We start from the raw sequence: 23,911 nt of genomic DNA, 5'->3' as shown, positions 1-23,911 counted from the left end.
CCTATTAGGCAGCATCAATTGAACATGGTAAAAAAATATTCTAATAAGGAACTCTTTTTTTCCACTCACTGGCAAGCATTCCATAAACAAAGAGATCATGAAATTTTCCATATAATTGTTCTCCGTCACGAATGATTCCTTCCTTAACAAATCCGAGTCTTTCAGGAATCGCACGGCTTTTTTTGTTTTTTACACCACAACGAATTTCTACACGGTTTAATCCTAAGGTGAAAAAGGTATAGTTTAGCAAAGATTGGACGGTACGAGTCATGATCCCATGACCTTCTGCGTTTTTGGATAGATAATAGCCGATATTTGCCATTCGGTTATGCCAATCAATTTGATGTATTCCGACCGATCCAACCAGTTCTCCGTTATAGAGAATCCCCACGTTTAATCCGTTATTCTCCGCGAATTGGGAGAGCCAAATCGGAATAATCGATTCAAACTGATAGGGGGAATTCATACTATCCACCCAGGGCATCCATTCGCGTAAATGTTCACGATTCTCCTCAACCAGTTGATATAACTTCAAGGCGTGATGTTGCTGAAATAACTGGAGTTCAATTTGATTATCTACCTTCAATGTAAACATTGGTCTAATCTCCTGATAAAAAATTTTAGTTCATCATATGCAGGATAGGACCCTTGTGGAAGGTTTATCGATGAGAAATAAAAAAATCCCAGCTTGATTCAAGTGGGATTGGTCAAAAGAACTATAAAATTTCTTGTTCATGATTCTTCGGAATTACTGGGGCAACAGGTAATAGAATGGAAAATGTTGTTTTATCCGGGGATGATTCACACTCTAAAACCCCCTTATGTTTTTCAATAATCTCTTTACATACAAACAAGCCAAGACCTGTCCCCAGTTTTTTGGTTGTGAAGAATGGTTCGAAAATGGTTTTTCTTAATTCCGTTGGAATGACGGGGCCGTTATTAGAAATATTGATTTTGATCGACTGATTATCAAGACAACTAAAGATTTCGACTGTTGGATTTGGATTCTCAGCATGATTTAGGACATCAATTGCATTAAAAATAATATTAATAAATACTTGCCGGATTTCATCTGCATACCCATTTAAAGTAATTTCTTCACTCAATTCCTTTTTTATTTTTACTTTTCCATCGAGGATGCTTGGGTAGAGAAAATTTAAAACTTCATCAATTAACGTATTTAAATTGAAGTAATCCTTTTCCTTCCCAATTAACTCTTTTTTTGATAAAAGTAAAAATTGCGAAATACGGAAATTTAGTTGATCCAACTCACTAGAAATGATATCTAAATATTTCATATTCGGATAATCGGCTTTAAGCAATTGGATAAATCCCTGAACAGATGTTAGTGGATTTCTAAACTCATGGATAAAACTTGATGTCATCTGGCCAAGTAGCGTCAATCGATCCTGATGGGTAGAATCGATGTGCATCGTTTTTTCCTCAATTATTTTGTTTTTTGCTTCAGAGTAATGTGAAACAGCATAGTATAAAAATTTATCGAAGCAAAAGTTAATTTTGTTTACCGCTTCTTGCATATCAGACCATGGAAGCCCAACATTACTTAGATAACTGTACAAAACGGTTCTACCAAGATTTACATTATATACAAAATCTCCAAGGTTTATATCAGCCAATACTCTTTCTTGTGAAACTTCTATAGCAAGCTTTTCAATTATGTCTAAAAGCTCTTGTTTCGTCATTTTATGCATATGAAGCAAGACATCGAGTAAGGCCGCTCCGTTTTCCTGAATCTTCAATTTAAATGGGTCTGCTTTAGTAATAACAATGGCATTTTCCCATTCTTGTAACAGTTTCTGTTTATTTTGATTGAAAAAATCAATTAAATCCGTTTGGCTTTCCGTGAACATTCTGTTTTTCCCCCTATGCTATTGACAGAACTCCTTTAAGTGTTAATTCGATGATTATAATAGAATTCCTTCTTTATTTTCTATTTTCCTTGAAAAAGCAATAAAAGAATAGTATATTTTTTATGGAAACAATTGAATACATCCACAGGGGGAGCTACATTTTATGTGGCTGAGAGTGAGCGTTTTGAGTTCTGACCCTATGAACCTGTTAGTTAACACTAGCGTAGGGATGTGGTTTGCCGGATATTAAAGCAATGCAGACAATCCATATCGTCGTGCATTGCTTTTTTTATTTTGTTCAAAATAAAAGGGGGAAATTGAGTTGAACAAAGAAAGAAGTAATACATTATTTATCGCTGAAGTGGCAGTTTTTGCAGCCCTGGCTTATTTATTGGATTTTGTTGCCGGAATATTATCATTAAGAATATGGCCACAGGGAGGATCCATTTCAATTGCTATGGTTCCTATTTTCTTAATCGCTTATCGTTGGGGAATAAAGGGTGGTATGTTAACCGGATTTTTACTCGGGCTATTGCAATTTATCCTTGGATACTCACAAATCTATACATTGATTCAAGGATTTATCGATTATTTTGTAGCTTTTTCAGTCGTAGGGTTAGCAGGTATCTTTGCCAGCCCTGTGAAAAATTCATTAATTAAACACGAAAAAGGTAAGTGGATGTCCTATGTGGTTATGGGAGCATTCTTGGGAAGTGCTTTAAGATACCTTTGTCATGTCCTATCAGGAATTGTGTTCTTCGGCGAATATGCGCCAAAGGGACAACCGGTAGCTATTTACTCGCTTCTTTATAATGGAACGTACATGCTGCCAAGCTTCATTATTAGTGCAATCATCATAATCATTGTAATTAGTGCGGTTCCAAAGCGGTTATTTACACAAAAAAATTAATAAAAATAGTAAAAAAGAAAAGAGTCCACGCGCTCTTTTCTTTTTTTATTAATATTTTTCGAACTTTTGACAAATTTATTATGCTTATTACCGAAAAAAAGTGTTAAAATGACGATATAGAAAGATAATCATTCTCAATTAACATAGATAGGGTGATATAAATGTTCGGATTGTTAAAAGCAGGTGGGAAAGGGAAGATTATTAATCTTTCTCAAGTTGGTCACCTGGTACAAAGACGTTTACTTGACTTAGGGATTACAGAAGGCTCAGAGATATGTGTTAAGTGTGTGATGCCATTTGGCGGGCCAGTAATGATTGAATCATGCGGACAGTGTGTTGGTATCCGTCGCAGGGAAGCAGTTCAGATTGAAGTGGTGAAATTATAATGGAAATCGCTTTAATTGGAAATCCCAATACTGGGAAAACTTCATTGTTTAATAACTTAACAGGATCCTATGAATATGTTGGAAACTGGAGCGGTGTAACCGTAGAAAAGAAAGTTGGTATTTTTAAAAATAATATTGGCCAATTAATTGATTTACCAGGTGTATATACGCTTAATCCACTGTCAAAGGATGAAGGAGTTGTTACTTCCTTCTTTTTAAATGAATCCGTTGACCGGCTCCTTAATATATTAGATGCTTCTCAATTAGAACGTAATTTACATTTGACCTTACAATTGCTAGAGTTTGAAAAGCCTGCACTGATTGGACTTAATATGATTGACGTAGCGAATAAGCGCGGGATTCAAATAGATGCCGGAAAGCTTTCGGAGGTTCTCGGGGTTCCCGTAGTACCTGTCGTAGCAAGAAGCGGTAAGGGCTGTGACAAGCTAGTAGATGCCATCTCAACAAAATCAACCCAGCCTGTTAAAAAGAACCTCGTTTACTACGGTAAAGAGGTTGAAGAAGCGATTGTGACATTGACTGGTATGTTACATGGAAAAACTGACCTTTCTGTGCGCTTTTTGGCGATACAATATTTTGAAGGAAATGAATACGTTAGAGACTATCTTCATAGCATTGACGATCAACAAAAGCTGAATCCTGTAAAGGCAAAGCTAGAATCAAAACTACAAAAACAGTATGAGGTAAAATCCTTAGCAAACTATATATATCAAAAAAGAAAAGAAGTAATCGAGGGGATTGTTGCTGAAGTTGCAAGGAAAAGTAATTCGGTTATTCCTCTTTCTGAAAAAATTGATAGTATCGTTACGAATCGGTTTCTAGGAATGCCAATTTTCTTGCTGCTAATGTATTTTATGTTTATGCTGACCTTTGATTGGCTCGGAACGCCATTATCTGATCTCTTGGATGGATTTTTAACGGGACCGATTACGGTAGGCTTTGAGAAGGTATTAACTGCTATTCATGCCTCCGATTTTATCCATGCGTTAATTATTGAAGGTTTAGTTGCTGGAGTAGGCGGGGTTCTCGTCTTTGTACCGCAAATTTTCATCCTCTTCTTTTTTATTTCTTTATTAGAAGATTCAGGGTATATGGCTCGTGTCGCATTAGTTATGGACCGGATTATGGAATCAGTTGGCCTAAATGGAAAGGCATTTATCCCAATGATGATTGGTTTTGGCTGTAATGTACCAGGAATAATGGCAGCAAGAACAATTGAAACACCGCGGGAGAGGCTGTTAACCATTTTACTCACCCCATTAATGTCTTGCTCAGCACGCTTACCGGTGTATGCATTATTCGTTGGTGCCTTTTTTGCAGGAAATAAGGCATTGGTGGTCTTGAGCCTGTATGTCCTAGGCATTATTGTTGCATTAACCTTAGCAAAGATCTTTTCTACTACAATCCTTAAATCGGAAACTTCATTATTTGTAATTGAACTACCACCTTACCGACTGCCCCAATTTCAATCACTTTGGAGAAGTACATGGGATAAAGGGAAAGGGTTTGTAAGAAAAGCCGGGACATTTATTTTTGCTGGTTCTGTTTTTATCTGGTTATTATCTTATGCGGGTCCAAGTGGTTTAAAGGTTGATATGGATCATAGTTATTTAGCGGCAATTGGGAATGCGATTGCACCCATTTTTGATCCAATTGGATTTGGAACATGGCAGGCATCCGCCTCGTTAATTACTGGGTTCTTGGCAAAGGAAGCTATTATTTCAACGATGAACATCATCTATTTTGTTCCGAACGATGCAAGTCTGCAAGGGCTAATGGCAGATTATTATACTCCGCTGGCTGCCTATAGTTTTATGGTTTTTATTTTGTTATATATTCCATGTTTGGCGACGGTAGCAACAATCTATAAAGAAACGAATTCAAAGAAGTGGACCGCTTTTTCAATGATTTATGCATTTGCGATTGCCTATGTCTTATCTTTGATTATCTATCAAGGTGGAAAATTGTTTGGACTTGTGTAATATAAAAATGAGGTGAAGAAATGATTGCCAATATAGTAATAGGGGCAGCTATTTTTGGATACGCAACATGGGCCTTAGTCAGGTTTATTAATAAATCTAAAAAGGGAAAATGCGCTGCATGTGATTTGAAAAATTCATGTTCCAGCAATTGTGGGATCCCGCCCAAAATTCAATAACTAATTAAAACTGCTATCTTTAGAGGTAGCAGTTTTTTGATGATAAAATTTGAATGATTCGCGAAACTAGTGTAAAATTACACTAGTTTCCATTGAAGGAAGGGCTAAACGTGACCAGGGATGAAATTATTATGCAGGTTTCTGAAAAGCTTCGTCTTATCCGGACTGAAGCAGGCTATACTCAGGATAAAATGGCAGAAATCATTGGAGTCTCAAAGAAAACACTTGTTCAAATTGAGAAAGGTAGAGTTCTGGCCAACTGGTCTACGGCTGTTTCTATTTGTGCTCTTTTCCGTGAAACGGAAACCGTCCAATTTTTATTTGGAAATGAGCCACTCGAAGTGTTAGAAACGGTTGCCCGCGAAGGAATAGATATTCGTAAATCAAAAACATTCGGCGGCAGGATTTGGTGGAGAGTAGTTTCAAAGAAAAATGGATATATTCTTCAACAAAATATTCTTAGTAAGCATTTTCGAATCTTGGATGAGAGAAATTACCGAATCTTTAGCAGTATTGATGAGAAGCTTTCAAGACAACGTTTTAAAGAGTTGACTAAAAATGAATATTAGACATGGAAAAGATGGGGAATTCGCCCATCTTTTTTCTTTTTTATGGAATACTAACCCTTGTTAGAGATTATAGATAAAGGATGTTTTTCATTTGGGATCTAAAGATAAGCTAATGTCCATTTTTAAGAACTGGAGAAAGTGGCATTTACTTCAAATATTGGTGCTCTCTGTGTTGACTATCATATTAAGTTTCTTCGGCCTTCTCTATTATTTTTCCAAAGATGCAGATATATCAGGACTTAAAAACGAACTGCCCCAGGCAACCGTGTTTTATGATGTAAACGAGGCCGTAGCAAGTAAAGTTTCGGCTAATAAAAATGAAGGGGTCTCAATCAAGCAAGTTCCAGATTCCATGAAAAATGCCATCATTGCCATTGAAGATCATCGGTTTTATCAACATAGCGGTGTAGACCTTATCGGAACATCAAGGGCACTTATCCGTGATATAAAAGCCGGGGGAATGGTAGAAGGCGGCAGTACTATCACTCAGCAATTGACCAAGAATACATTACTCACATCACAAAAGACTTTAAATAGAAAAATGGAAGAAGTTTTTTTAGCGCTGCAAATTGAACGGGAGTATTCGAAACCCGAAATCCTCCAAATGTATTTAAATCAAATCTATTTTGGAAATGGTGCATGGGGTCTTAAAACTGCGGCCAGCAAATATTTTGCCAAAGAAGTAAAAGACCTGTCCATTAGTGAATCTGCCTTACTCGCAGGGTTAATTAAAGCTCCATCCGCCTTAAACCCATACGAACATATGGAGAAGGCGACTGAAAGGCGAAACCTAGTATTAACCCAAATGCGAAAGCAAGGGTATATCTCAGAGGAGCAATATGAAAAAGCACGACACGACAAAGTGGTTTTGGATGATAAGGGCGGCGACCCGTTCCGAGGCAAATTTCCATACTATGTTGATCAGGTATTAGATGAAGCGATTAACCATTATGGATTGTCACAGGATGACTTACTAACAGGCGGCTATCAAATTTATACAGAGCTGGAACCAGTGATGCAAACTGCTATGGAAGAGGCATATCAAAATGATTCCTTTTTTCCAGAAGGAAAAGATCGTCTTGTTCAGAGTGGCGGTGTTTTAGTGGATCCAAAAACAGGCGGAATCAGAGCCATTGTTGGCGGCCGAGGAAAACACACCTTTAGAGGCTATAATCGTGCTTCACAATTAGAAGCACAGCCCGGTTCCTCCTTTAAGCCATTAGCCGTTTATACACCTGCTCTGGAAAACGGCTGGAAAATTACCGATATGTTAAAAGATGAACCGATGACTTTTGGCGATTATCAACCTAGTAATTATGATTATCAATATGCTGGGGAAGTACCCATGTATGAAGCTGTGAAAGAATCAAAGAATGTTTCCGCTGTTTGGCTGTTAAATGAATTAGGAATAGAAGAAGGATTAGATTCCGTTAAACGGTTTGGAATCTCATTAGACAAAAAAGATCGCAATTTATCTCTGGCCTTGGGAGGTTTGCATAATGGCGTCTCTCCCCTAAACATGGCAGAGGCCTTTACTGTTTTTCCAAATAACGGTATAAGAATGAAGACACATGCAATTAGGAAAATTGTTGATGCAAAAGGGAATGTTATCGCCCTTTGGAAACCCAAAAAGGAACGAGTTACAACAAAAGCAGTTACTGACAATATGACGACTATGCTCCTTGGTGTTGTTGAGCAAGGAACAGGCAGTGCTGCACAAATACCCAGGCGGGAAACGGCAGGGAAAACCGGGTCCACTCAGGTACCGATTACAGGAATCAATGGTGTAAAGGACCAATGGTTTGTAGGGTATACACCACAACTGGTTGGCGCCATTTGGGTTGGCTATGATAAAACAGATGCAGAGCATTATTTAACGCCAATGAGCAATAAAGGTTCAGCGGTTGTTTTTCGTGAAGTGATGACGGAAGCATTAAAGAATGAACCAAACGAAAGCTTTAATGTCCCGCATATCGCTGACTTGATTGAAAAGAAAAGGCAGGAAGAAGAAAATAAGAAGCGGTTTAATTTTCAAGAGAACTTTAATAATGAGGTTCAGAAATGGGAAGAAAAATGGAATAAACAAAAAGAAAAGTGGAATAAAAAGTGGAAGAAAAAAGGGACAGGTAATGGTCACTAATCTTTCTTTCATAATTTGCAGAAGATGGGACAATTCAGAAAAATGGGAATTGACTTTTAAATAAACTGGTGATAATCTACAAGGGGCATACTGCACTACAGCGGTATGTCTTTTTTTATCGATCAAAATGTTTTAGGGAGGAATATTTGATGGGGAATTCAGAAGTAGTTAGGATTGGAAACACAACAGTTACGCCGGGTGGCGGGTAGTAAATCATAAGGGGGGCAGTCAGCTATGTTTGCAGTTTTAAAAAAACTAAGTTGGTTCTTTAGAGAAAATTGGCAGCGATATGTGATTGCAATAACGCTATTAATTTTAGTGGGAATATTAGATGTGATACCGCCGAAATTAATTGGAATGGCGATTGATGATATTCATGTCGGTATTATCAGTAATGAGAAAATGCTCCGCTACCTCGGTATTCTGTTATTAATCATGGTGTCTTCCTACGCGATTACATATGTTTGGATGTTTCGCTTATTTGGAGGTGCCTTCCTTGTTGAAAGAAAACTCAGGTCTCGCTTTGTAAAACACTTATTAAAAATGACCCCGGGATTTTACGAAAAAAATCGAACAGGGGACTTAATGGCGCGGGCCACTAATGATTTAAAAGCTATCTCTATTACAGCAGGTTTTGGGATCCTAACCCTAGTGGATTCTAGCGTCTGGATGTTAACCTTGCTGTTGACAATGGGACTTTTCATCAGCTGGGAGTTAACATTAGCGGCAATTATCCCGCTCCCGATTATGGCGATTTTAATGAAAATATATGGAAAAAGAATTCATTCTCGCTTTATGGAAGCACAGGATGCGTTCGGTGAACTGAATGACAGGGTGCTTGAATCTGTTGCAGGCGTTAGGGTCATCCGTGCTTATGTTCAAGAAGAGGCCGATAGTAATCGGTTTCATCAACTCACGGAGGATGTTTATCATAAGAATATTAAGGTTGCAAAAATAGATGCTTTATTCGACCCTACGATAAAGGTGCTTGTAGGCATAAGCTATTTAATTGGCCTCGGCTATGGTGCATATTTGGTTTTTCATCAAACGATTACATTAGGCAATCTGGTTTCCTTTAATGTCTATTTAGGGATGCTGATATGGCCAATGTTTGCGATTGGCGAGTTAATCAATGTGATGCAAAGAGGAAATGCCTCACTAGACCGTGTGAATGAGACACTAAGCTATCAGGAAGAAGTCAGTAACCCGCCTAAACCAATCACAATCGCTGCTGCGGATCGTATTGATTATCAAAAGGTAACCTTCCGTTATCCCTCTTCTAAAAATGACAATCTAAAAAACATTGAGTTGAAACTACTCCAGGGGCAAACATTAGGTATTGTCGGTAAAACGGGCTCTGGAAAGACCACCTTCATTAAGCAGCTATTAAGGCAATATCCACTAGGAACAGGAGAAGTCTCTATTTCAGGGGTCTCATTAGAGGAGCAATCCTTGAACCAGGTGCGCAACTGGATTGGTTATGTGCCACAGGATCATGTTCTGTTTTCGCGTAGTGTGAGAGATAATATTCTATTTGGCAGGCATGATGCAAGCGATAAAGAGTTAGAAACAGCTATAGATTTAGCCGCTTTGCGTAAAGATCTTGAGATGCTTCCAGAAGGATTAGCAACACTTGTAGGTGAAAAGGGCGTAGCTTTATCAGGCGGGCAAAAACAAAGGATCTCGATTGCCCGTGCACTAATTAAAAACCCAGAAATCCTTATTCTCGATGATTCCTTATCGGCTGTTGATGCGAAAACAGAGAAACAAATCATCGACAATATCCGTAAGGTAAGAAATGAGAAAACAACGATTATTACCACACATCGAATGTCTGCTGTTCAGCATGCTGACCATATAATTGTCTTAGATGAAGGCAAAATTATTGAAGAAGGGACACATGAACAACTTTTCACACTAGGTGGATGGTATAAACAACAATTTATCCGCCAACAGATTGCAGGTAAGGCAGAGGAGGAGGTGTCAGCATGACAACAGGGAAGAGATTAACTAAGTACTCATTTGCATATAAAAAGATAATCATAGCGGCATTGCTCATGCTGACCATTTCTGTCGGAACCGACCTTGCAGGACCGTTTATTGCGAAAAACATTATTGATCAACATATTTTAGGTATTGAATCTATATGGTATGAAACAACAAGTGGCAAGCAAGCAGTAAGTTATGAAGGAAAATTATACACAAGAGAAAAGTATTTATCTAGATCAGAACAAAAGGGAAAACAAATTCAAATTTTGCAGGTCGGTTCCAAGTTTGTTTTCATTGATCAGAAATTAAAATTTGATGGGAAGCGAAGCTTAAAAGATGGGGAATTAGTGATTAAGAAAGGTGCTAAAAAGGCAGAATACCAGGCGAAAACCCTTAAGGGGTCTGACATATTAGCCTTTTACCAGCCTGAGATTCCAGCTATCTTTCAACTATTGGCAATTTATTTTGGACTCTTGGTGATATCAGCAATTTTTCAATATGGGGAACGCTTTTTGTTACAAAAATCAGCCAATCGCATTATTCAAAAAATGCGCGAAGATGTCTATGGGCAGATACAACGGCTGCCGATTAATTATTTTGATAATTTGCCGGCAGGTAAGGTGGTCGCTAGAATTACGAATGATACAGAAGCAATCCGTGAGTTATATGTTACCGTTCTTGCAACATTTTTTACTAGTGCCATATATATTACTGGTATATATGTTGCCTTGTTTATTTTGAACGTAAAGCTTGCCGCAATTTGTTTATCATTATTGCCAATTTTATATGTGTGGATGTTAATTTACCGTAAGTATGCATCTAAATATAACCGAGTCATCCGGTCCAGGAATAGTGATATCAATGCATTGATTAATGAATCAATCCAAGGGATGAATATTATCCAGGCATTCGGCCGCGAAAAAGAAACAAAAGCTGATTTTGAAAAACTAAACCACGGACATTTTACCTACCAAAATAAATTATTAAGTTTAAATGCATTAACCTCTCATAATCTAGTTGGGGTATTAAGAAACCTCATTTTTGTGGCATTTATTTGGTATTTCGGTGGTCAGGCACTCAATACTACTACCATCCTCTCACTAGGGATGCTTTATGCCTTTGTGGATTATATCAACAGGCTTTTCCAACCTGTTCAGGGGATTGTCAATCAACTGGCCAATTTAGAGCAGGCGCTTGTAGCAGGTGAACGTGTATTCAAGCTGATGGATGAACCAGGGGAAAACGTTAGTAGTGAGCGGATTAAGCGTTTTAACGGGAATGTAATCTTTGATCATGTGTCGTTTGGATATAAAGAAGGAGAATATGTACTAAAGAATATTGATTTTGAGGCGAAGCAGGGCGAAACGGTTGCCCTCGTGGGTCATACTGGTTCAGGGAAGAGTTCGATTATGAATTTACTTTTCCGCTTTTATGATTGTCAAAAGGGGAAAATTACGATCGATGGCAACGATATCGAATCTATCCCTCGTCAATCGATTCGGAATCATATGGGGATTGTTTTGCAGGATCCATATCTATTTACAGGGACGATTTCTTCTAATGTAAGTCTTAATAATCCTTCGATTACAATAGAAATGGTCAAGAAAGCATTAAGCGATGTTGGAGCGGAAAAGGTTTTCAAGAATTTAGAAAATGGTTATGATGAACCTGTTCTTGAGAAAGGAAGCACCCTTTCGAGCGGGCAGCGACAGTTAATTTCGTTTGCGCGAGCACTAGCATTTGATCCCGCAATCCTAATTCTAGATGAAGCTACCTCCAGTATTGACACGGAAACCGAAGCTTTGATCCAAGAGGCTATGGAAGTTCTGAAAAAAGGGAGAACAACTTTTATCATTGCCCACCGGTTATCAACGATTCGAAATGCAGATCAAATTATTGTATTGGATCGAGGGATGATTGTTGAAAAGGGAACCCATGAGGAATTGATGGAGAAAAAAGGTAAATATTATCAAATGTATCAACTCCAACAGGGAAGCACAGACCTGGCCGGGTAACAAGAGAAGCCCCTAAACGAAACTTGTTAAGGGGCTTCTCTTGTTAATATGTTAATCCAACGCGGGAACCAATAAATTCATTGGTAAATAGCTGCCCAAACGCGAAATCAGCTGTATCGTAAATTGAGATGGAGGAGGGATTATCAGGAAGAAAGTCCTTTTCGTACCTATAATGCCCTTTTCTTTCGCCTATAGGCAAGTAGGTAGGACAGACGACCGTCCAATCTAGGCCAGAATCCATTAATAATAAATAGGCTTTCAAATGTTCTTCTGCATCCCGTGTACTTTTCCGTTTCGACTCAGAAGATTGAAACCGATATAAATAGGGTGCAGACCGGGCTTGAAGAATACCAGCTGTTCCAATGCTAATTATTCGCTGTATTCCATGCTCTTTCATATGCTCTATGATAAATGGCATGGATTCAGACATAGTGGTCGTGCCATCTGTGTTTAATGCACTAATTACTACATCAGAGCCAGATATGCAACTTGAAATATCCTTTTCATTTAGCACATTTCCTTCCTTAACAAGAAGACCATCTGCACTATGTTTAAGTTTTCTACTATCCCTCACTAGTACACGGACATTATGTTCCTGGGATAAAGCATTTTCTAAAATAATTGAGCCTACTCTGCCTGTTGCACCGAAAAGGCAAATGTTCACAAAAAGTTCACCTCTTAGTCAATAAAGTGTAATAATCATCACTTGCCATACGCACCGCATGTGATATTTTAAAAATGTTTAGGCATTTAATTATAATGGGGTGGGATGTTTATGTCAGATTATTCAATTGTATTATTGATCGGTAGTTTTTTAATTCTTTCTTATTATATCGGATATACAATTATTAAACATTAAATTCTTAACTGCAGACAAGTGTCTGCAGTTTTTTTTCTCTTTATAATTTGTCTGTTGATTTCCGCTCCAGGCGCTTCGCTTTCCGCGGGCGGTCCGGGGAGCCTCCTCGGCGCTAAAGCTCCTGCGGGGTCTCCCCTGTCCCGTCCTCCCGCAGGAGTCTCGCGCCTTCCGCTCCAATCAACAGAGTGCCAAAATTAACAAATACTCTATCATGGCCTTAATAATAGTAATTTGATTAATAAAATGGATAGGAATGGGTATATATATTGAAGTATATGAATTTGTGAGGTGTGGATGAGACGTGGAGAATTATCGGATCGAAAAAGATACGCTTGGTGAGGTTCGTGTGCCAGTGGATAAATATTGGGGAGCGCAAACACAACGGAGCAAGGAGAATTTTAAAATTGGTTCTGAAAGGATGCCTTTGGAAGTAATTTATGGTCTGGTTTTTATTAAAAAGGCTGCAGCAATCGTCAATTTTCAATTAGGAAAACTCAGCGAAGAAAAAATGAAGGCAATTATAAAAGTATGTGATTCCATTCATAACGGTGATCTGAACGAACATTTTCCGTTGGTCGTTTGGCAAACCGGCAGTGGTACACAATCCAATATGAACGTCAATGAAGTCATAGCCAATCTGGCAAATGAATGGTTAAAGGAACAGGATGCTAGCCTTGGAAAAATTCATCCGAATGATGATGTCAATATGTCGCAGAGCTCTAATGATACCTTTCCAACCGCTATGCATATTGCAGCCTATACAAAAATCGTTGAGGAGCTCCTCCCTGCTATATCAGAATTAAAAAGCACGCTTCTTGAAAAAGAAAAGGATTTTTCAAAGATAATTAAAATAGGGAGAACACATTTGCAGGATGCAACCCCATTGACGTTGGGACAAGAGATCAGCGGATGGCGGGTTATGCTTGAAAAGTGTGAAAGGATGATAACAGGGGCAAGCAAGTTTCTGCTTGATTTGGCGATAGGAGGGACTGCTGTTGGTACAGGAATCAATGCTCCATCTCAATTCGGTGACAAAGTGGCTGAGCAGATTTCTACTCTCACAGGTTATCCATTCCGCTCCTCAGAAAATAAATTTCACGCCTTAACAAGTCATGATGAGATTGTACATGTCCACGGTGCTCTTAAAGCCTTGGCCGCTGATTTAATGAAAATAGCTAATGATGTCCGCTGGCTTGCTAGTGGACCACGCAGTGGGATTGGCGAAATTAGTATTCCCGCCAATGAGCCAGGTAGTTCAATTATGCCTGGAAAGGTAAATCCTACTCAGAGTGAAGCGTTGACGATGATTGCCTGCCAAGTTTTTGGGAATGATGCAGCAATTGGTTTTGCTGCAAGTCAAGGTAACTTTGAGTTAAATGTGTTTAAACCAGTGATTATTAATAATTTCATTCAATCAATCAGGCTTCTCGCTGATGGAATAAAATCTTTTAATAAAAATTGTGCATTAGGTCTCGAGGCCAATGAAGAAATTATTAAGGAACATGTAAACCGCTCATTGATGCTGGTTACAGCGTTAAATCCACATATAGGCTACGAAAAGGCTGCAGAAATTGCCAAACTTGCTTTTAAGGATAATTGCTCATTAAAGGAGGCTGCTATAAAAATAGGCTATGTTTCAGAACAACAGTTTTCAAACTGGGTTCGGCCAGAAAATATGATTTGAAATGATGAAAGCCCCCTTCGTGAGAAGGGGGCTTAGCCATAATATTTATTTGTATTTACTGGGTTTTCTAAAAATTAGCGTTGGTATCCGCCAAGTTGAGATTCAGCCATTGCTACTAGACGTTTTGTAATTTCTCCTCCAACAGAACCATTGGCACGTGAAGTAGTGTCTGCACCAAGATTTACACCAAATTCAGAAGCAATTTCATACTTCATTTGACTAAGAGCTTGCTCGACGCCTGGTACTAGTAGTTGATTAGAGTTGTTGTTACTTGCCATAGTTGAATAACACTCCTCTTAATAAGTTTGGGGTCAGTATGGAATTGAACCATAATGGAGATTAAACCATTGCCGCCTTGGCCTAACCCATAATTATCAATGTTACCTTTGATAAGTTTTTTACAAATTGGAGATTCATTCATTATCTTATTTTGGTTGGATGAGTCGGACTTGCACCGGCTATTACCCTTGTTGGTTTCATCCATCGTTGTAAGTAGCTGTTGTTGCTTGCTTTGTAATATTTATTATGATTCAAACAGACGGAGATATTCAAAAAATTAATTAGTAATTTATTCCATTACATATAGGTGGCAGGTTAACACAAACTAGGGTTAAGAACTAAACTAAAAGGGTGAATGGAATGTCAGAATGCCCAGTATGTAATGGTTTTCGAGAAGCCTATTTATTATGTTCAAATTGCGGTGAACCTATGATGGAAAGTGGTCGTCTTATGGATTTTTATGATGATTATAGTCCATATATGGAAATAGACTTAATGAAAATGGAAGATGGATATCCCGATACGAACTCGGGTCAGAAGTGCCCCCATGTGTATCGCTGCATAGTTTGTAATCATGAGGATATTTTTTTTATAAAAGAATAAGCCCCGCTTTGAAAACGGGGCTTATACCATACGCCGCTAAACGGCGCTTGCGATATTCTTATAATGGACGAATACGTGATTCCGTTTCTACATCAAAGAAATGTGCTTTGTTCATATCAAACGCTAGTTCTAATGTATCTCCCGGATGAATATCACCTCGAGAATCTACACGGGCTACGAAATCTTGGTCACCAATACTTGAATAGATCATTAATTCCGCTCCAGTTAACTCGGCAACATCCACATTTGCATTAATCTTAGAGCCTGCAGATGCATCAATGAAAACCGGCTCATCATGAATATCTTCCGGGCGAGTTCCAAGAATGATTGATTTTCCAACGTATCCTTGCTCGCGAAGATATTTCATCTTTCCTTCAGGAACAGCCATCGATATTTTTCCAATGACAAATTTTCCATCTTCCAGTTTTCCGTTAAAGAAGTTCATTGCTGGAGAGCCAATAAAGCCGCCAACAAAGACATTCTCAGGCTTTTCATATACTTCTTTAGGTGAACCAACTTGCTGAATGATACCATCTTTCATAACAACAAGCCGTGTGGCCATTGTCATAGCTTCTGTTTGGTCGTGAGTAACATAGATAGTAGTGGTATCTAAGCGACGGTGAAGTTTAGCGATTTCAGCACGCATTTGCACACGGAGCTTAGCGTCTAGATTTGATAATGGTTCATCCATTAAGAATACTTTGGCATCACGGACTATCGCACGACCTAATGCTACACGCTGACGCTGTCCCCCTGATAATGCCTTAGGTTTACGTGTTAAGTATGCTTCTAAACCAAGAATTTTTGCCGCGTCATTTACTCGTCGATCAATTTCATCTTTTGGAAACTTGCGCAGTTTTAACCCGAATGCCATGTTATCATATACAGTCATGTGTGGGTAAAGCGCGTAGTTTTGGAAAACCATTGCGATATCTCGATCTTTTGGGGCCACATCATTGACTCTTTTTCCATCAATATAGAATTCACCTTTTGAAATATCTTCAAGCCCTGCAATCATCCGAAGCGTCGTAGATTTTCCGCACCCTGAGGGTCCAACAAACACAATAAACTCTTTATCTTCAATATGTAAATTGAAGTCCTGAACAGCAGTCACTTTATTATCATAAATTTTATAAATGTGGTCTAATTTTAACTCTGCCATTTGTAATGCCTCCCTTTATCTTGTTAAGTAACAGTTTACATTCAGAGGAAGAAAATCAATATGGACAGAGTGCACAAAGATTGAAAACGCTTTTTTAGGCAGATTGTTGTTATTTAGCTAAACTTTGCTCAAAGAGGAGACAAGCTAAAAAAACTGTGAAAGCACCATAAAAGTCCTTTAATTGAATACCGGATTTATCGATGAATTTATCAATTCGATATTGAAGTGTATTTCGATGGATATATAGTTTTTTAGCTGTCAAACTGGCATTTAAATTATTTTCAAGAAAAACTTTGATTGTTGAATACAATTCATGATCCTCTTTAAAAACTCTAAATATTACCTGAATAACCCTTTGTTTGATTTCAGGTGGTAAGTGATAAGCTAAATATGCTGGGAAGATGCGCTCGAATGTTAAGATGTTCAGGTTGGTGATAAAATTCGCCATTCCAAAAGAAAAGTATTCTTTTTCCACAATAAATTTTGAGCGAAGTTGATCGGAAATAGGATGGAACTTTCCAATGAAGAAGGAAATTTTTACATAAAAGTCACTTTCAAGTGTTTCAGTCATTGAAATCAACTCTTCATCTGTTAGAGTAATCGAGTTACCCTCTTCAATGACAATCCCTTGGCTGCTGTTTTCCCAAATGATAATGACTTCTTCACTAAAAAATCCTTGTAAGGCGAACTCAATCTCGGTTTGAACCGTATCAGTGCTATTCAGTTGAAACTGAATAAACCGAAGGCTGGTATCAGGTTTATAATTAGGGAGAGGACCCTCCGAAAATAGATACAGATCCCATCCCTTTGCAGTCGAATTGCTGGTGGGAATATGAAATTCAAATAATTGATAAATCGTTTTAAGGAGGGTTAATTCCTTTTCAGTTAGCTCTCCTTTCGGAATGCCAATCCATTCGTTTTCCATCTCATTGAAGAAAAAATAAAACTGATCAGAGGGATTCACCGGCTTAGCGGGAAATAAAATGGAATTTTCGTAAATGGACAACAATTTTTTTAGCATGGTTAATTTCCCCGTTTATTCTAAATTTTTTTCTTAACTTATTATACCAATAGTTGAGGTAGGCAGGAAAATGAAAAAGGCTAGCCTTATGTTTTGAGGCTAGCCTGCATATAGAAAGTAATATAGATTAATCGCATTCATAGGGTGGTTGTTCTTCGTGGAACTCATGGGCTTCTTCGATATTAGTTGTATCCTGTCGGTAATGGACAGAACCACCTGACATACCTTCGTTAATCATTCGATCAACATCCATGAACAACTTATCTCTGCCTTCATAAGCTGAACCTAAATCAGCTACTTTGTCTTTTCCTTTTCCATTGTCCATAACGATCATCCCTTTCCATTAACTATCTTTAGTTTGTGGAAAAGGTAAATTTTCATGCACAGTTAAGATCCTGACAGGACACCTTACTCACTCATAAACATGGAAAAGCATTAGCTCATGGATTTGGCTTGATAATGCCTCAATTTCCTCTCGTTCCGGTACATTCGTTGTCCACTCTATTTTCCCGGTTTGATGATAAACTCCTGTGACTCTTTGCTTTTTATGGTAAAAGGAAAAATTCCAGCCCGGAATATTTTTATTTTCAAATAGCGGCTTGAATTGAAAGTGCATTAACATCGTGAAATCCCCCTTTTATTTTACTTACTTCTAGCTTAACTTGTTTGGGAGATTTTTTAAATAGAATTTTCTGCTAATATTTTGTTAGTTCTGAAAATTTGAGAGTTGGAGGAATAAGCGGCAAAGCTGCTCAATCTTCTTTTCTTCAATTTCTAGTTCATCAAAGCTCATTGGTTTAGAATTTACCTCGTAGATATAGTACTGCCCCGTTTTACTTACTCCAGCATCAATAGAAAATTCACCGAAATAGCCAAATCGATCAGATAATGCCTTTCCAATAGACGGGACAATCGCTTGAATAAAATAATCATGCTCTGCTGTTTTCAACAGTTCATAGGGCAGGAGCCTGCCTCCGGATGGAATATGGGTTGTAAGATTTTGTTGTTGTGATTGTCTAATCCCAACCCCTGTTATCATATATTCACCATCTTCTGCATGTGCCAGAATTCGAAAATCGAAACGATTACCCTCATACTTAGCAGATAATATTTCCTCTTGTGCGATATAGGTTTGCTCAAGTAGTTGCTCGCCCCATTTCTCCCAAAAATGATTAAAGGATTGATAATTTGCATGATGCTGGATTCCTTCCAATTGAACTTTTGAAGAACCAATAAATTTTAACCGGAAAATGCCTTTCCCTTTTGAAGATTGAGCAGGTTTTAAGTAAATACTTCTTTGCCTCTTTAGAAAAGTTAACAAATCCACTTTTTTCTGGATGAGAATGGTTTTCGGTAAAAAAGTTTGCAAAAATGGATGGGTTTTAAGTAATTCGAATAACTCAAATTTATCGATAAAACATGGGTTAAAAAAGGGGATGTTTTTCTCCTTCAAAATCGAAAAAAATGTTTGGTATTGATCGTTTTGTTCTGAGTTTCGGAAAGGAACCCGATTATAGACGAGGTCTGGATAACGAAAGCTTTCCTTAATCCAGTAATTTTTATCAGGTAAAAAAGTATAGCCTGTAATAAAATCTGTATCTGCATCTTCTGGAGTAAAGACAAAGCTTATTCCATCAAGTGAAATAAGCTTCTTTTGTAATTCTATAAAAAGCGGGCCATTCCCTCCGATGGAACCGTTTGAAGTTCTTGCTGACATAATCCCAATCAATGGACCTGCTTGATTGGTTTTCATGTGAATATCTCCTCAGGATGTAATAAGGATTGCTCGGTAAGAAAAACAGCAAAAGCTATGGATAATTTGCGGGTGAGCAAATCAAAATCTTTTAATCCGGGATGAGAAAAGATCGTTCTTCCAGGTTTAGAATTTGCTTCAAAAAGCCAAACATCTCCATTTCGGTCGATCCCTAAATCAAAACCAATCTCTCCGATAATGCCTTCTACGTGCCTATCCAAAGAGTTGCTTAAAAGTAGTGCGGCATCTGAAAGTCTTTCTTTATGCAAAGTACTTTCTTCAAGGGGGAAAATTTCTTCGATTGTTTTAATTTCACCACCGCTTCTGGTATGAGTGGTCACGCTGCCGGGACCTGCAATTTTTGCTGCAATCGCGGATACATGCCAATTTCCCAGATCATCTTTATTCGTGTGAACACGAAAATCAATCGTTCTAGATTCGCTTCTTAGTAAATTAATTCCCTGTTGTACCACCATTTTTTCAAGTGATTGATTAGAGAAAACGTTACTCATCAATCGTTCTAAACTTGAAAATTTCCGCAAACGATTTACACCGTTTTCATCTTGGTAGCGGCAAAAATAATCATCACTGTACTTGTCATATATTAATTGGTGAACACCTAATCCAAGACTGCCATTTTTTGGTTTAATAAAAACATGGCCATGGGTGGAAAGCATCGTCTCGATGGAGGAGAAGGATGTAAATGGCAGCGTTTCTGGCAGGAATTTGGCAACTGTTTCATCTTGAATAAGCCGTTCATGAATATCAAGTTTATTAAAAAATCCGGGATTATACCAAGGAATATGGTATTCCTTTTGCAAGCGATCTCTTACCTTAATTAATATTGGGTTACTTTCACTTTTCCGATTGGGGAGCCGATCATAAATAACATTAGGAAAAGGAACCTCAACCGTCTCCCAGGCACCATTATGAAAAATGTGCCCTTCTATGATACCTTGGTCCCAATCAATATGCTGTTCACCAAATATAAAAGGGAAGGCCCCAACGATTTTATTGACGGAAAGCAGTTTTGAAAAAAACAATGTTCTTTCACCAATTGGTTCCGTTGGTAAAGTAGTAAATCCTGCTGTGAAAATACCTACAAGTGGACCAATTATAAGACTATGGTTATCGAAAAAAACATGCAGTGCAGTGTTGAAATTAGGGAAATGGAGTGCTTTTTGAATTTCTCTACTAATCGAAATTCGATCATTTTGATCTGGATGAGCGATAAAATCAACTTCTATTGATCTTGACCCAAAAGCAATCCGTGTTAACTCTTTATCCTTAAGAAATGTTGGAGGGCAGAAAACAACCAATTGATCATTTTGAGCAACTTCAATGAGATAATGTTTTCTCATAATAGCTCTTCCTTTCTTTTGAATCTATTAGGGTAAGATGTTTCCCATAAAGAAGTGGGGCTAGATTCAGAGCATCTTCTAAGTCTGGCTGGGTTTGCAAAAGCACCTTTCTCCCTGGCTTTGAATTTACATCCAGGATCCAAATTGAACCATTTTTTGCTATGCCGATATCTACACCAAGCTCAAATAATGGTAAAAATGCACTTTCTAGGAGCGGAGGAAGATTGGTGAGAATGTATTCTAATTCCTGATTCATATATTCCTTGGTGGCAGAAGGGAGAGATTTAGACCAATCCGCAAAGGGGAGGGCGAACCCGCCTGCACTTAAATTTGATAAAATACCGCCAGTATTTCCCCTTCGAACCCCTCTCCCCAATTCGTTCCATTTTCCGTCCATATTTTTTTGGAGGAGGATACGAATATCGAATGGCTGAAGTTGGGTATTAGATAACTCTAGATACGGTTGCATCAGGTATTGACGATTACCAATCAGGGATTGTAACCACTGGATTAGCTTTGTTTCATTTGGGAAAATCCTAGAGATAATATTCTTTTGTTTTTCAGTTTTAACATGAAAGGATTTTTCATTTTTTTTCAGATAATAAATGCCATGTCCTTGCGAACCGTTAATCGGTTTTAAAATAATCCGTTTCATTTTTGTTAATTCATTTAATACGATGTTTGTATCGGAAACACATAGAGTCACAGGTAAGTAGGGGGATAGTACTGTTTTTCTTAATACTTCATAGAGTTCAAGTTTATTGGGCAGTCCATATCCTAAAAAGGTGGTATCGGTTCTTGTTTTTAGCCAAGATACGATCGGAATGCATTGTTTGGAATGCTCATCATCACCGTAAAAGCACCGATCATAAATAATCGTAGGAATGGGAAATTCACTTTTGACCCAAGATTTAGAAATTGAATTAAATTTTTCCCCTTTTACCTGTAATGTCAGCGGGTCTATTTTTGAAGGAAGGAAGCGAAAGCATTCCATTCCACAGGATTCTGCAAGCTTTGCGATTTCGTTTATATAGGGCTGTTCACTTTCCATACTTACTGTCATTATTCCAAATGCAATCAATTTATTGGTCCTCCTTTATCATGGTCGATTCAAATGCAAGTGATGTACAAAATTGGATTAGCGCCTTAGCAGAGGGCCTAATTTTTCCTATCCCGTCCTCAAAGTTTTTCGAAGGTTTCGAGTTTACTTCAATGATCCACAATTCCCCATTTGGGTCGACCCCAATGTCAATCCCTAATTCTCCAGTAATCCCAGGTGAAGAACAACTAATAGTCTCAGCCGTTTTGATCGCCAATTCCTTCATAAGTGCGAGTACTTCTATCGATTTTTTAGGTCCTAAACAGGTGCCTAGAACGCTGAGGGGTTTGAGAATTCTCCCGCCTCTTGCGATGTTGGAAACGAACTCGTCTTCTGCTGCGACCCTGGCCACAATTGATGTAACTTGCCAATAGTTGTTTAGATTTTTGTGACATAAGACTCTAAAGTCCATAGCACAGAATTCAAAAGTAACTAATTCTATACCCTGCTGAATTATATAAAATCGATTATCTACAAATGGCTGAATATGTTGGTGAATTTCATCTAATTCGTATTGATCTTTAGAGTTGCCGTCAAGTGCTGCGCGAGAGGCTTGTAACGAGTAGCGGCTATCTTCTCCCTTTTTTAATTTAATAATATTTCTTCCTTGACTGCCATGAACCGGCTTAATAAACACTGTTCCAAATTCTTGTGCAAGTTCATATAAGTGTTCCTTCGTGTAAATTTTTGTTTTTGGTAAAAACGGATAGAGATGTTTCTCTAGAAATATTTGATTATAAACTTCCCATTTTGAAAGAAATCCCTCATTAAAAAGTGGAATTTGCAAGGTTTCAAGTCTTTGACGAAAATGCAGGAATGACTTCGAGTGTTCTAGCTTGCGGGAATGGATTCGGTTGTATATCACATCTGGTAAAGGATGTTCTAAGGGACTCCATTTCCCATTTATAAGGTAATAGCCGCGATTTAAAAAATCATTAAATGAAAAAACATAAAAAAACCCGCCAGCCTCGGAAATTCCATGATGAAGCTCCTCGCAAAAAGCGTGAATAGAGCGAAAATGGGGTTCCTCTTCCTGATTTGCAGGAAAATCAGTCAATAGTCCAATCACAGGTCCAAGCTTAAGAGTAGATAGATCAGGCTGAAAGAAAGCCTGAAATTTATAGCTTTGGACGGGGAGACAAAAATCCTTTAGGATATTTTCGGGGATAAACATCAAATTTGGTTCCATTTCTACCGTTTTAACTTTTGTCTTTATCATCTTGTGTCCTAATTTAATATATAAGTCAAGGTTATGATTCTTTAATAAATTGGTAAACAATTGGTTTGACATTTGTACTTGGCAGTCTTTATTATTTATAGGTTTCCTCGGCTTAATCGTAATTGCGATTAATGGAAGAGACATAAGCATTCCTCAATTTCTACCCAGAGCCTATAGGCATTAGTTGATATAGTAATGTATGTAAAATCAATCTAGATTGTGATATTAACATTCTCGCATTTTGGTGCATAGTTTGTTATAGTTGATTCGGATTATAAAAGCTTATTATTTCAAAGGAGTGGTTACCAATGCCCGTTAATCTATATGATTCCGCCTATGCATTAGAAACAGCGATTCGTCAAAGTGACGAATATAGACTACTACAGCAGGCTTACCAAGAAGTAAATGCAGACCCTGCAGCAAAACAAATGTTTGATAAGTTCCGTCAAATCCAAATGGACCTGCAGCAGAAGCAAATGATGGGGCAGGATATATCAGAACAAGAGATTCAGCAAGCCCAGTCCACCGTTGGAGTCGTTCAGCAAAATGAAAAAATTTCTCGGCTTATGCAAGCTGAACAACGGATGAGCATGGTGATTGGAGAACTAAACAAAGTAATTATGAAACCATTAGAAGACCTTTATGGGAAATTGTAAACCTAAGTAGAAAAGCCTTCGGAGAAGTGACCGAAGGGTTCCATTTTCGGGTGCTTTCTTAGTAAAAGACACAAGAATTGACGTATGACCCGCATACGTCTTTTTTTTATTTATCCAGTGGGGGGCGTAGGTTAATCACTCGAGCCAATAAATAGA

General features: G+C 38.0%; 22 protein-coding genes and 1 riboswitch. Of the genes, 10 read left to right on the top strand and 12 right to left on the bottom strand.

Annotated features, from left to right (window positions below; all coding sequences use genetic code 11):
• Positions 1-40 precede the first annotated feature (40 nt).
• Positions 41-595: a GNAT family N-acetyltransferase gene (locus BDR01S_RS11775; protein WP_066251857.1), complete on the bottom strand. Its 555-nt coding sequence runs from the start codon at positions 593-595 to the stop codon at positions 41-43.
• Between the two features lie 121 nt (positions 596-716).
• A complete protein-coding gene (locus BDR01S_RS11770; RefSeq protein WP_066251859.1) occupies positions 717-1,871 on the bottom strand; it encodes a histidine kinase N-terminal domain-containing protein in 1,155 nt (384 codons plus the stop codon).
• A 137-nt stretch (positions 1,872-2,008) separates the two neighbouring features.
• Positions 2,009-2,118: riboswitch (TPP riboswitch) on the top strand.
• A gap of 75 nt (positions 2,119-2,193) precedes the next feature.
• Between BDR01S_RS11770 and thiT the strand changes: the two genes are divergently transcribed.
• The 8 genes from thiT (at position 2,194) to BDR01S_RS11730 (ending at position 12,059) form a co-directional block, all read left to right on the top strand.
• Positions 2,194-2,781 carry an energy-coupled thiamine transporter ThiT gene (gene thiT / locus BDR01S_RS11765; RefSeq protein WP_066251862.1) on the top strand — a complete coding sequence of 196 codons (588 nt, stop codon included), beginning with the start codon at positions 2,194-2,196 and terminating at the stop codon, positions 2,779-2,781.
• A 161-nt stretch (positions 2,782-2,942) separates the two neighbouring features.
• On the top strand, positions 2,943-3,167 hold the full coding sequence (locus BDR01S_RS11760; RefSeq protein WP_066251864.1) for a FeoA family protein: 225 nt from the start codon (positions 2,943-2,945) through the stop codon (positions 3,165-3,167).
• Positions 3,167-5,170 (top strand): ferrous iron transport protein B, encoded by a 2,004-nt coding sequence (gene feoB / locus BDR01S_RS11755; RefSeq protein ID WP_066251866.1) that lies wholly within the window; start codon positions 3,167-3,169, stop codon positions 5,168-5,170. The genes BDR01S_RS11760 and feoB overlap by 1 nt, the downstream gene beginning before the upstream one ends.
• Before the next feature lie 20 nt (positions 5,171-5,190).
• A complete protein-coding gene (locus BDR01S_RS11750; protein WP_066251870.1) occupies positions 5,191-5,346 on the top strand; it encodes a FeoB-associated Cys-rich membrane protein in 156 nt (51 codons plus the stop codon).
• 110 nt (positions 5,347-5,456) lie between these two features.
• Positions 5,457-5,915 (top strand): helix-turn-helix transcriptional regulator, encoded by a 459-nt coding sequence (locus tag BDR01S_RS11745; RefSeq protein ID WP_066251872.1) that lies wholly within the window; start codon positions 5,457-5,459, stop codon positions 5,913-5,915.
• A gap of 91 nt (positions 5,916-6,006) precedes the next feature.
• On the top strand, positions 6,007-8,055 hold the full coding sequence (locus BDR01S_RS11740; RefSeq protein ID WP_235846551.1) for a transglycosylase domain-containing protein: 2,049 nt from the start codon (positions 6,007-6,009) through the stop codon (positions 8,053-8,055).
• A 234-nt stretch (positions 8,056-8,289) separates the two neighbouring features.
• Entirely contained in the window at positions 8,290-10,047 is a 1,758-nt protein-coding gene (locus BDR01S_RS11735) for an ABC transporter ATP-binding protein (RefSeq protein WP_066251874.1), read from the top strand.
• Complete coding sequence (locus BDR01S_RS11730; RefSeq protein ID WP_066251876.1) at positions 10,044-12,059, top strand: ABC transporter ATP-binding protein; 2,016 nt, start codon at positions 10,044-10,046, stop codon at positions 12,057-12,059. Before BDR01S_RS11735 ends, BDR01S_RS11730 begins: the two co-directional genes overlap by 4 nt.
• A 43-nt stretch (positions 12,060-12,102) precedes the next feature.
• Here the strand turns inward: BDR01S_RS11730 and BDR01S_RS11725 are convergent, their stop codons facing one another.
• The gene (locus BDR01S_RS11725; protein WP_066251878.1) at positions 12,103-12,723 is read right to left on the bottom strand and encodes an NAD(P)-dependent oxidoreductase; all 621 of its coding nucleotides are present in this window, start codon (positions 12,721-12,723) and stop codon (positions 12,103-12,105) included.
• A 496-nt stretch (positions 12,724-13,219) separates the two neighbouring features.
• On the opposite strand from BDR01S_RS11725, the gene fumC reads away from it, so the two are divergent.
• The gene (gene fumC, locus BDR01S_RS11720) at positions 13,220-14,602 is read left to right on the top strand and encodes a class II fumarate hydratase (RefSeq protein WP_066251881.1); all 1,383 of its coding nucleotides are present in this window, start codon (positions 13,220-13,222) and stop codon (positions 14,600-14,602) included.
• A gap of 74 nt (positions 14,603-14,676) precedes the next feature.
• Here the strand turns inward: fumC and BDR01S_RS11715 are convergent, their stop codons facing one another.
• From BDR01S_RS11715 to BDR01S_RS11670, 9 genes are all read right to left on the bottom strand, one after another.
• Positions 14,677-14,880, bottom strand: a complete 204-nt coding sequence (locus tag BDR01S_RS11715) for an alpha/beta-type small acid-soluble spore protein (protein WP_066251885.1) — start codon at positions 14,878-14,880, stop codon at positions 14,677-14,679.
• Positions 14,881-15,542: 662 nt separating this feature from the next.
• Complete coding sequence (locus tag BDR01S_RS11705) at positions 15,543-16,646, bottom strand: ABC transporter ATP-binding protein (RefSeq protein ID WP_066251891.1); 1,104 nt, start codon at positions 16,644-16,646, stop codon at positions 15,543-15,545.
• A 109-nt stretch (positions 16,647-16,755) separates the two neighbouring features.
• Positions 16,756-17,667, bottom strand: coding sequence for a PucR family transcriptional regulator (locus BDR01S_RS11700; RefSeq protein WP_066251897.1), 912 nt, complete (start codon positions 17,665-17,667; stop codon positions 16,756-16,758).
• Positions 17,668-17,794: 127 nt separating this feature from the next.
• Positions 17,795-17,992, bottom strand: a complete 198-nt coding sequence (locus BDR01S_RS11695; RefSeq protein ID WP_066251900.1) for a hypothetical protein — start codon at positions 17,990-17,992, stop codon at positions 17,795-17,797.
• Positions 17,993-18,079: 87 nt separating this feature from the next.
• A complete protein-coding gene (locus BDR01S_RS11690; RefSeq protein ID WP_066251902.1) occupies positions 18,080-18,289 on the bottom strand; it encodes a YheE family protein in 210 nt (69 codons plus the stop codon).
• An 84-nt stretch (positions 18,290-18,373) separates the two neighbouring features.
• Positions 18,374-19,420, bottom strand: coding sequence for a YheC/YheD family endospore coat-associated protein (locus BDR01S_RS11685; protein WP_066251904.1), 1,047 nt, complete (start codon positions 19,418-19,420; stop codon positions 18,374-18,376).
• Positions 19,417-20,781 carry a YheC/YheD family endospore coat-associated protein gene (locus BDR01S_RS11680; protein ID WP_066251906.1) on the bottom strand — a complete coding sequence of 455 codons (1,365 nt, stop codon included), beginning with the start codon at positions 20,779-20,781 and terminating at the stop codon, positions 19,417-19,419. The genes BDR01S_RS11685 and BDR01S_RS11680 overlap by 4 nt, the downstream gene beginning before the upstream one ends.
• On the bottom strand, positions 20,759-21,862 hold the full coding sequence (locus BDR01S_RS11675; protein ID WP_066251909.1) for a YheC/YheD family endospore coat-associated protein: 1,104 nt from the start codon (positions 21,860-21,862) through the stop codon (positions 20,759-20,761). The genes BDR01S_RS11680 and BDR01S_RS11675 overlap by 23 nt, the downstream gene beginning before the upstream one ends.
• Position 21,863: 1 nt before the next feature.
• Positions 21,864-23,243, bottom strand: coding sequence for a YheC/YheD family endospore coat-associated protein (locus tag BDR01S_RS11670; RefSeq protein WP_066251912.1), 1,380 nt, complete (start codon positions 23,241-23,243; stop codon positions 21,864-21,866).
• A gap of 164 nt (positions 23,244-23,407) precedes the next feature.
• Here BDR01S_RS11670 and BDR01S_RS11665 point away from each other — a divergent pair, with 164 nt between their 5' ends.
• Positions 23,408-23,755: a YlbF/YmcA family competence regulator gene (locus BDR01S_RS11665; RefSeq protein ID WP_066251914.1), complete on the top strand. Its 348-nt coding sequence runs from the start codon at positions 23,408-23,410 to the stop codon at positions 23,753-23,755.
• Positions 23,756-23,911: the final 156 nt, after the last annotated feature.

Origin of the sequence: Neobacillus drentensis NBRC 102427, from assembly GCF_001591445.1 — a bacterium.
Lineage (GTDB): Bacteria > Bacillota > Bacilli > Bacillales > Cytobacillaceae > Neobacillus > Neobacillus drentensis.
The sequence above is the reverse complement of the archived record's forward strand: the minus strand, read 5'-3'. Positions and strand labels throughout refer to the sequence as shown.

Bases quoted from the DNA above. Each gene is read 5' to 3' on its own strand.
- BDR01S_RS11775 (WP_066251857.1), bottom strand. From the start codon at position 595: ATGTTTACATTGAAGGTAGATAATCAAATTGAACTCCAGTTATTTCAG.
- BDR01S_RS11770 (WP_066251859.1), bottom strand. From the start codon at position 1,871: ATGTTCACGGAAAGCCAAACGGATTTAATTGATTTTTTCAATCAAAAT.
- BDR01S_RS11760 (WP_066251864.1), top strand. From the start codon at position 2,943: ATGTTCGGATTGTTAAAAGCAGGTGGGAAAGGGAAGATTATTAATCTT.
- feoB (WP_066251866.1), top strand. From the start codon at position 3,167: ATGGAAATCGCTTTAATTGGAAATCCCAATACTGGGAAAACTTCATTG.
- BDR01S_RS11750 (WP_066251870.1), top strand. From the start codon at position 5,191: ATGATTGCCAATATAGTAATAGGGGCAGCTATTTTTGGATACGCAACA.
- BDR01S_RS11735 (WP_066251874.1), top strand. From the start codon at position 8,290: ATGTTTGCAGTTTTAAAAAAACTAAGTTGGTTCTTTAGAGAAAATTGG.
- BDR01S_RS11730 (WP_066251876.1), top strand. From the start codon at position 10,044: ATGACAACAGGGAAGAGATTAACTAAGTACTCATTTGCATATAAAAAG.
- BDR01S_RS11715 (WP_066251885.1), bottom strand. From the start codon at position 14,880: ATGGCAAGTAACAACAACTCTAATCAACTACTAGTACCAGGCGTCGAG.
- BDR01S_RS11705 (WP_066251891.1), bottom strand. From the start codon at position 16,646: ATGGCAGAGTTAAAATTAGACCACATTTATAAAATTTATGATAATAAA.
- BDR01S_RS11700 (WP_066251897.1), bottom strand. From the start codon at position 17,667: ATGCTAAAAAAATTGTTGTCCATTTACGAAAATTCCATTTTATTTCCC.
- BDR01S_RS11695 (WP_066251900.1), bottom strand. From the start codon at position 17,992: ATGGACAATGGAAAAGGAAAAGACAAAGTAGCTGATTTAGGTTCAGCT.
- BDR01S_RS11690 (WP_066251902.1), bottom strand. From the start codon at position 18,289: ATGTTAATGCACTTTCAATTCAAGCCGCTATTTGAAAATAAAAATATT.
- BDR01S_RS11685 (WP_066251904.1), bottom strand. From the start codon at position 19,420: ATGAAAACCAATCAAGCAGGTCCATTGATTGGGATTATGTCAGCAAGA.
- BDR01S_RS11680 (WP_066251906.1), bottom strand. From the start codon at position 20,781: ATGAGAAAACATTATCTCATTGAAGTTGCTCAAAATGATCAATTGGTT.
- BDR01S_RS11670 (WP_066251912.1), bottom strand. From the start codon at position 23,243: ATGTCTCTTCCATTAATCGCAATTACGATTAAGCCGAGGAAACCTATA.
- BDR01S_RS11665 (WP_066251914.1), top strand. From the start codon at position 23,408: ATGCCCGTTAATCTATATGATTCCGCCTATGCATTAGAAACAGCGATT.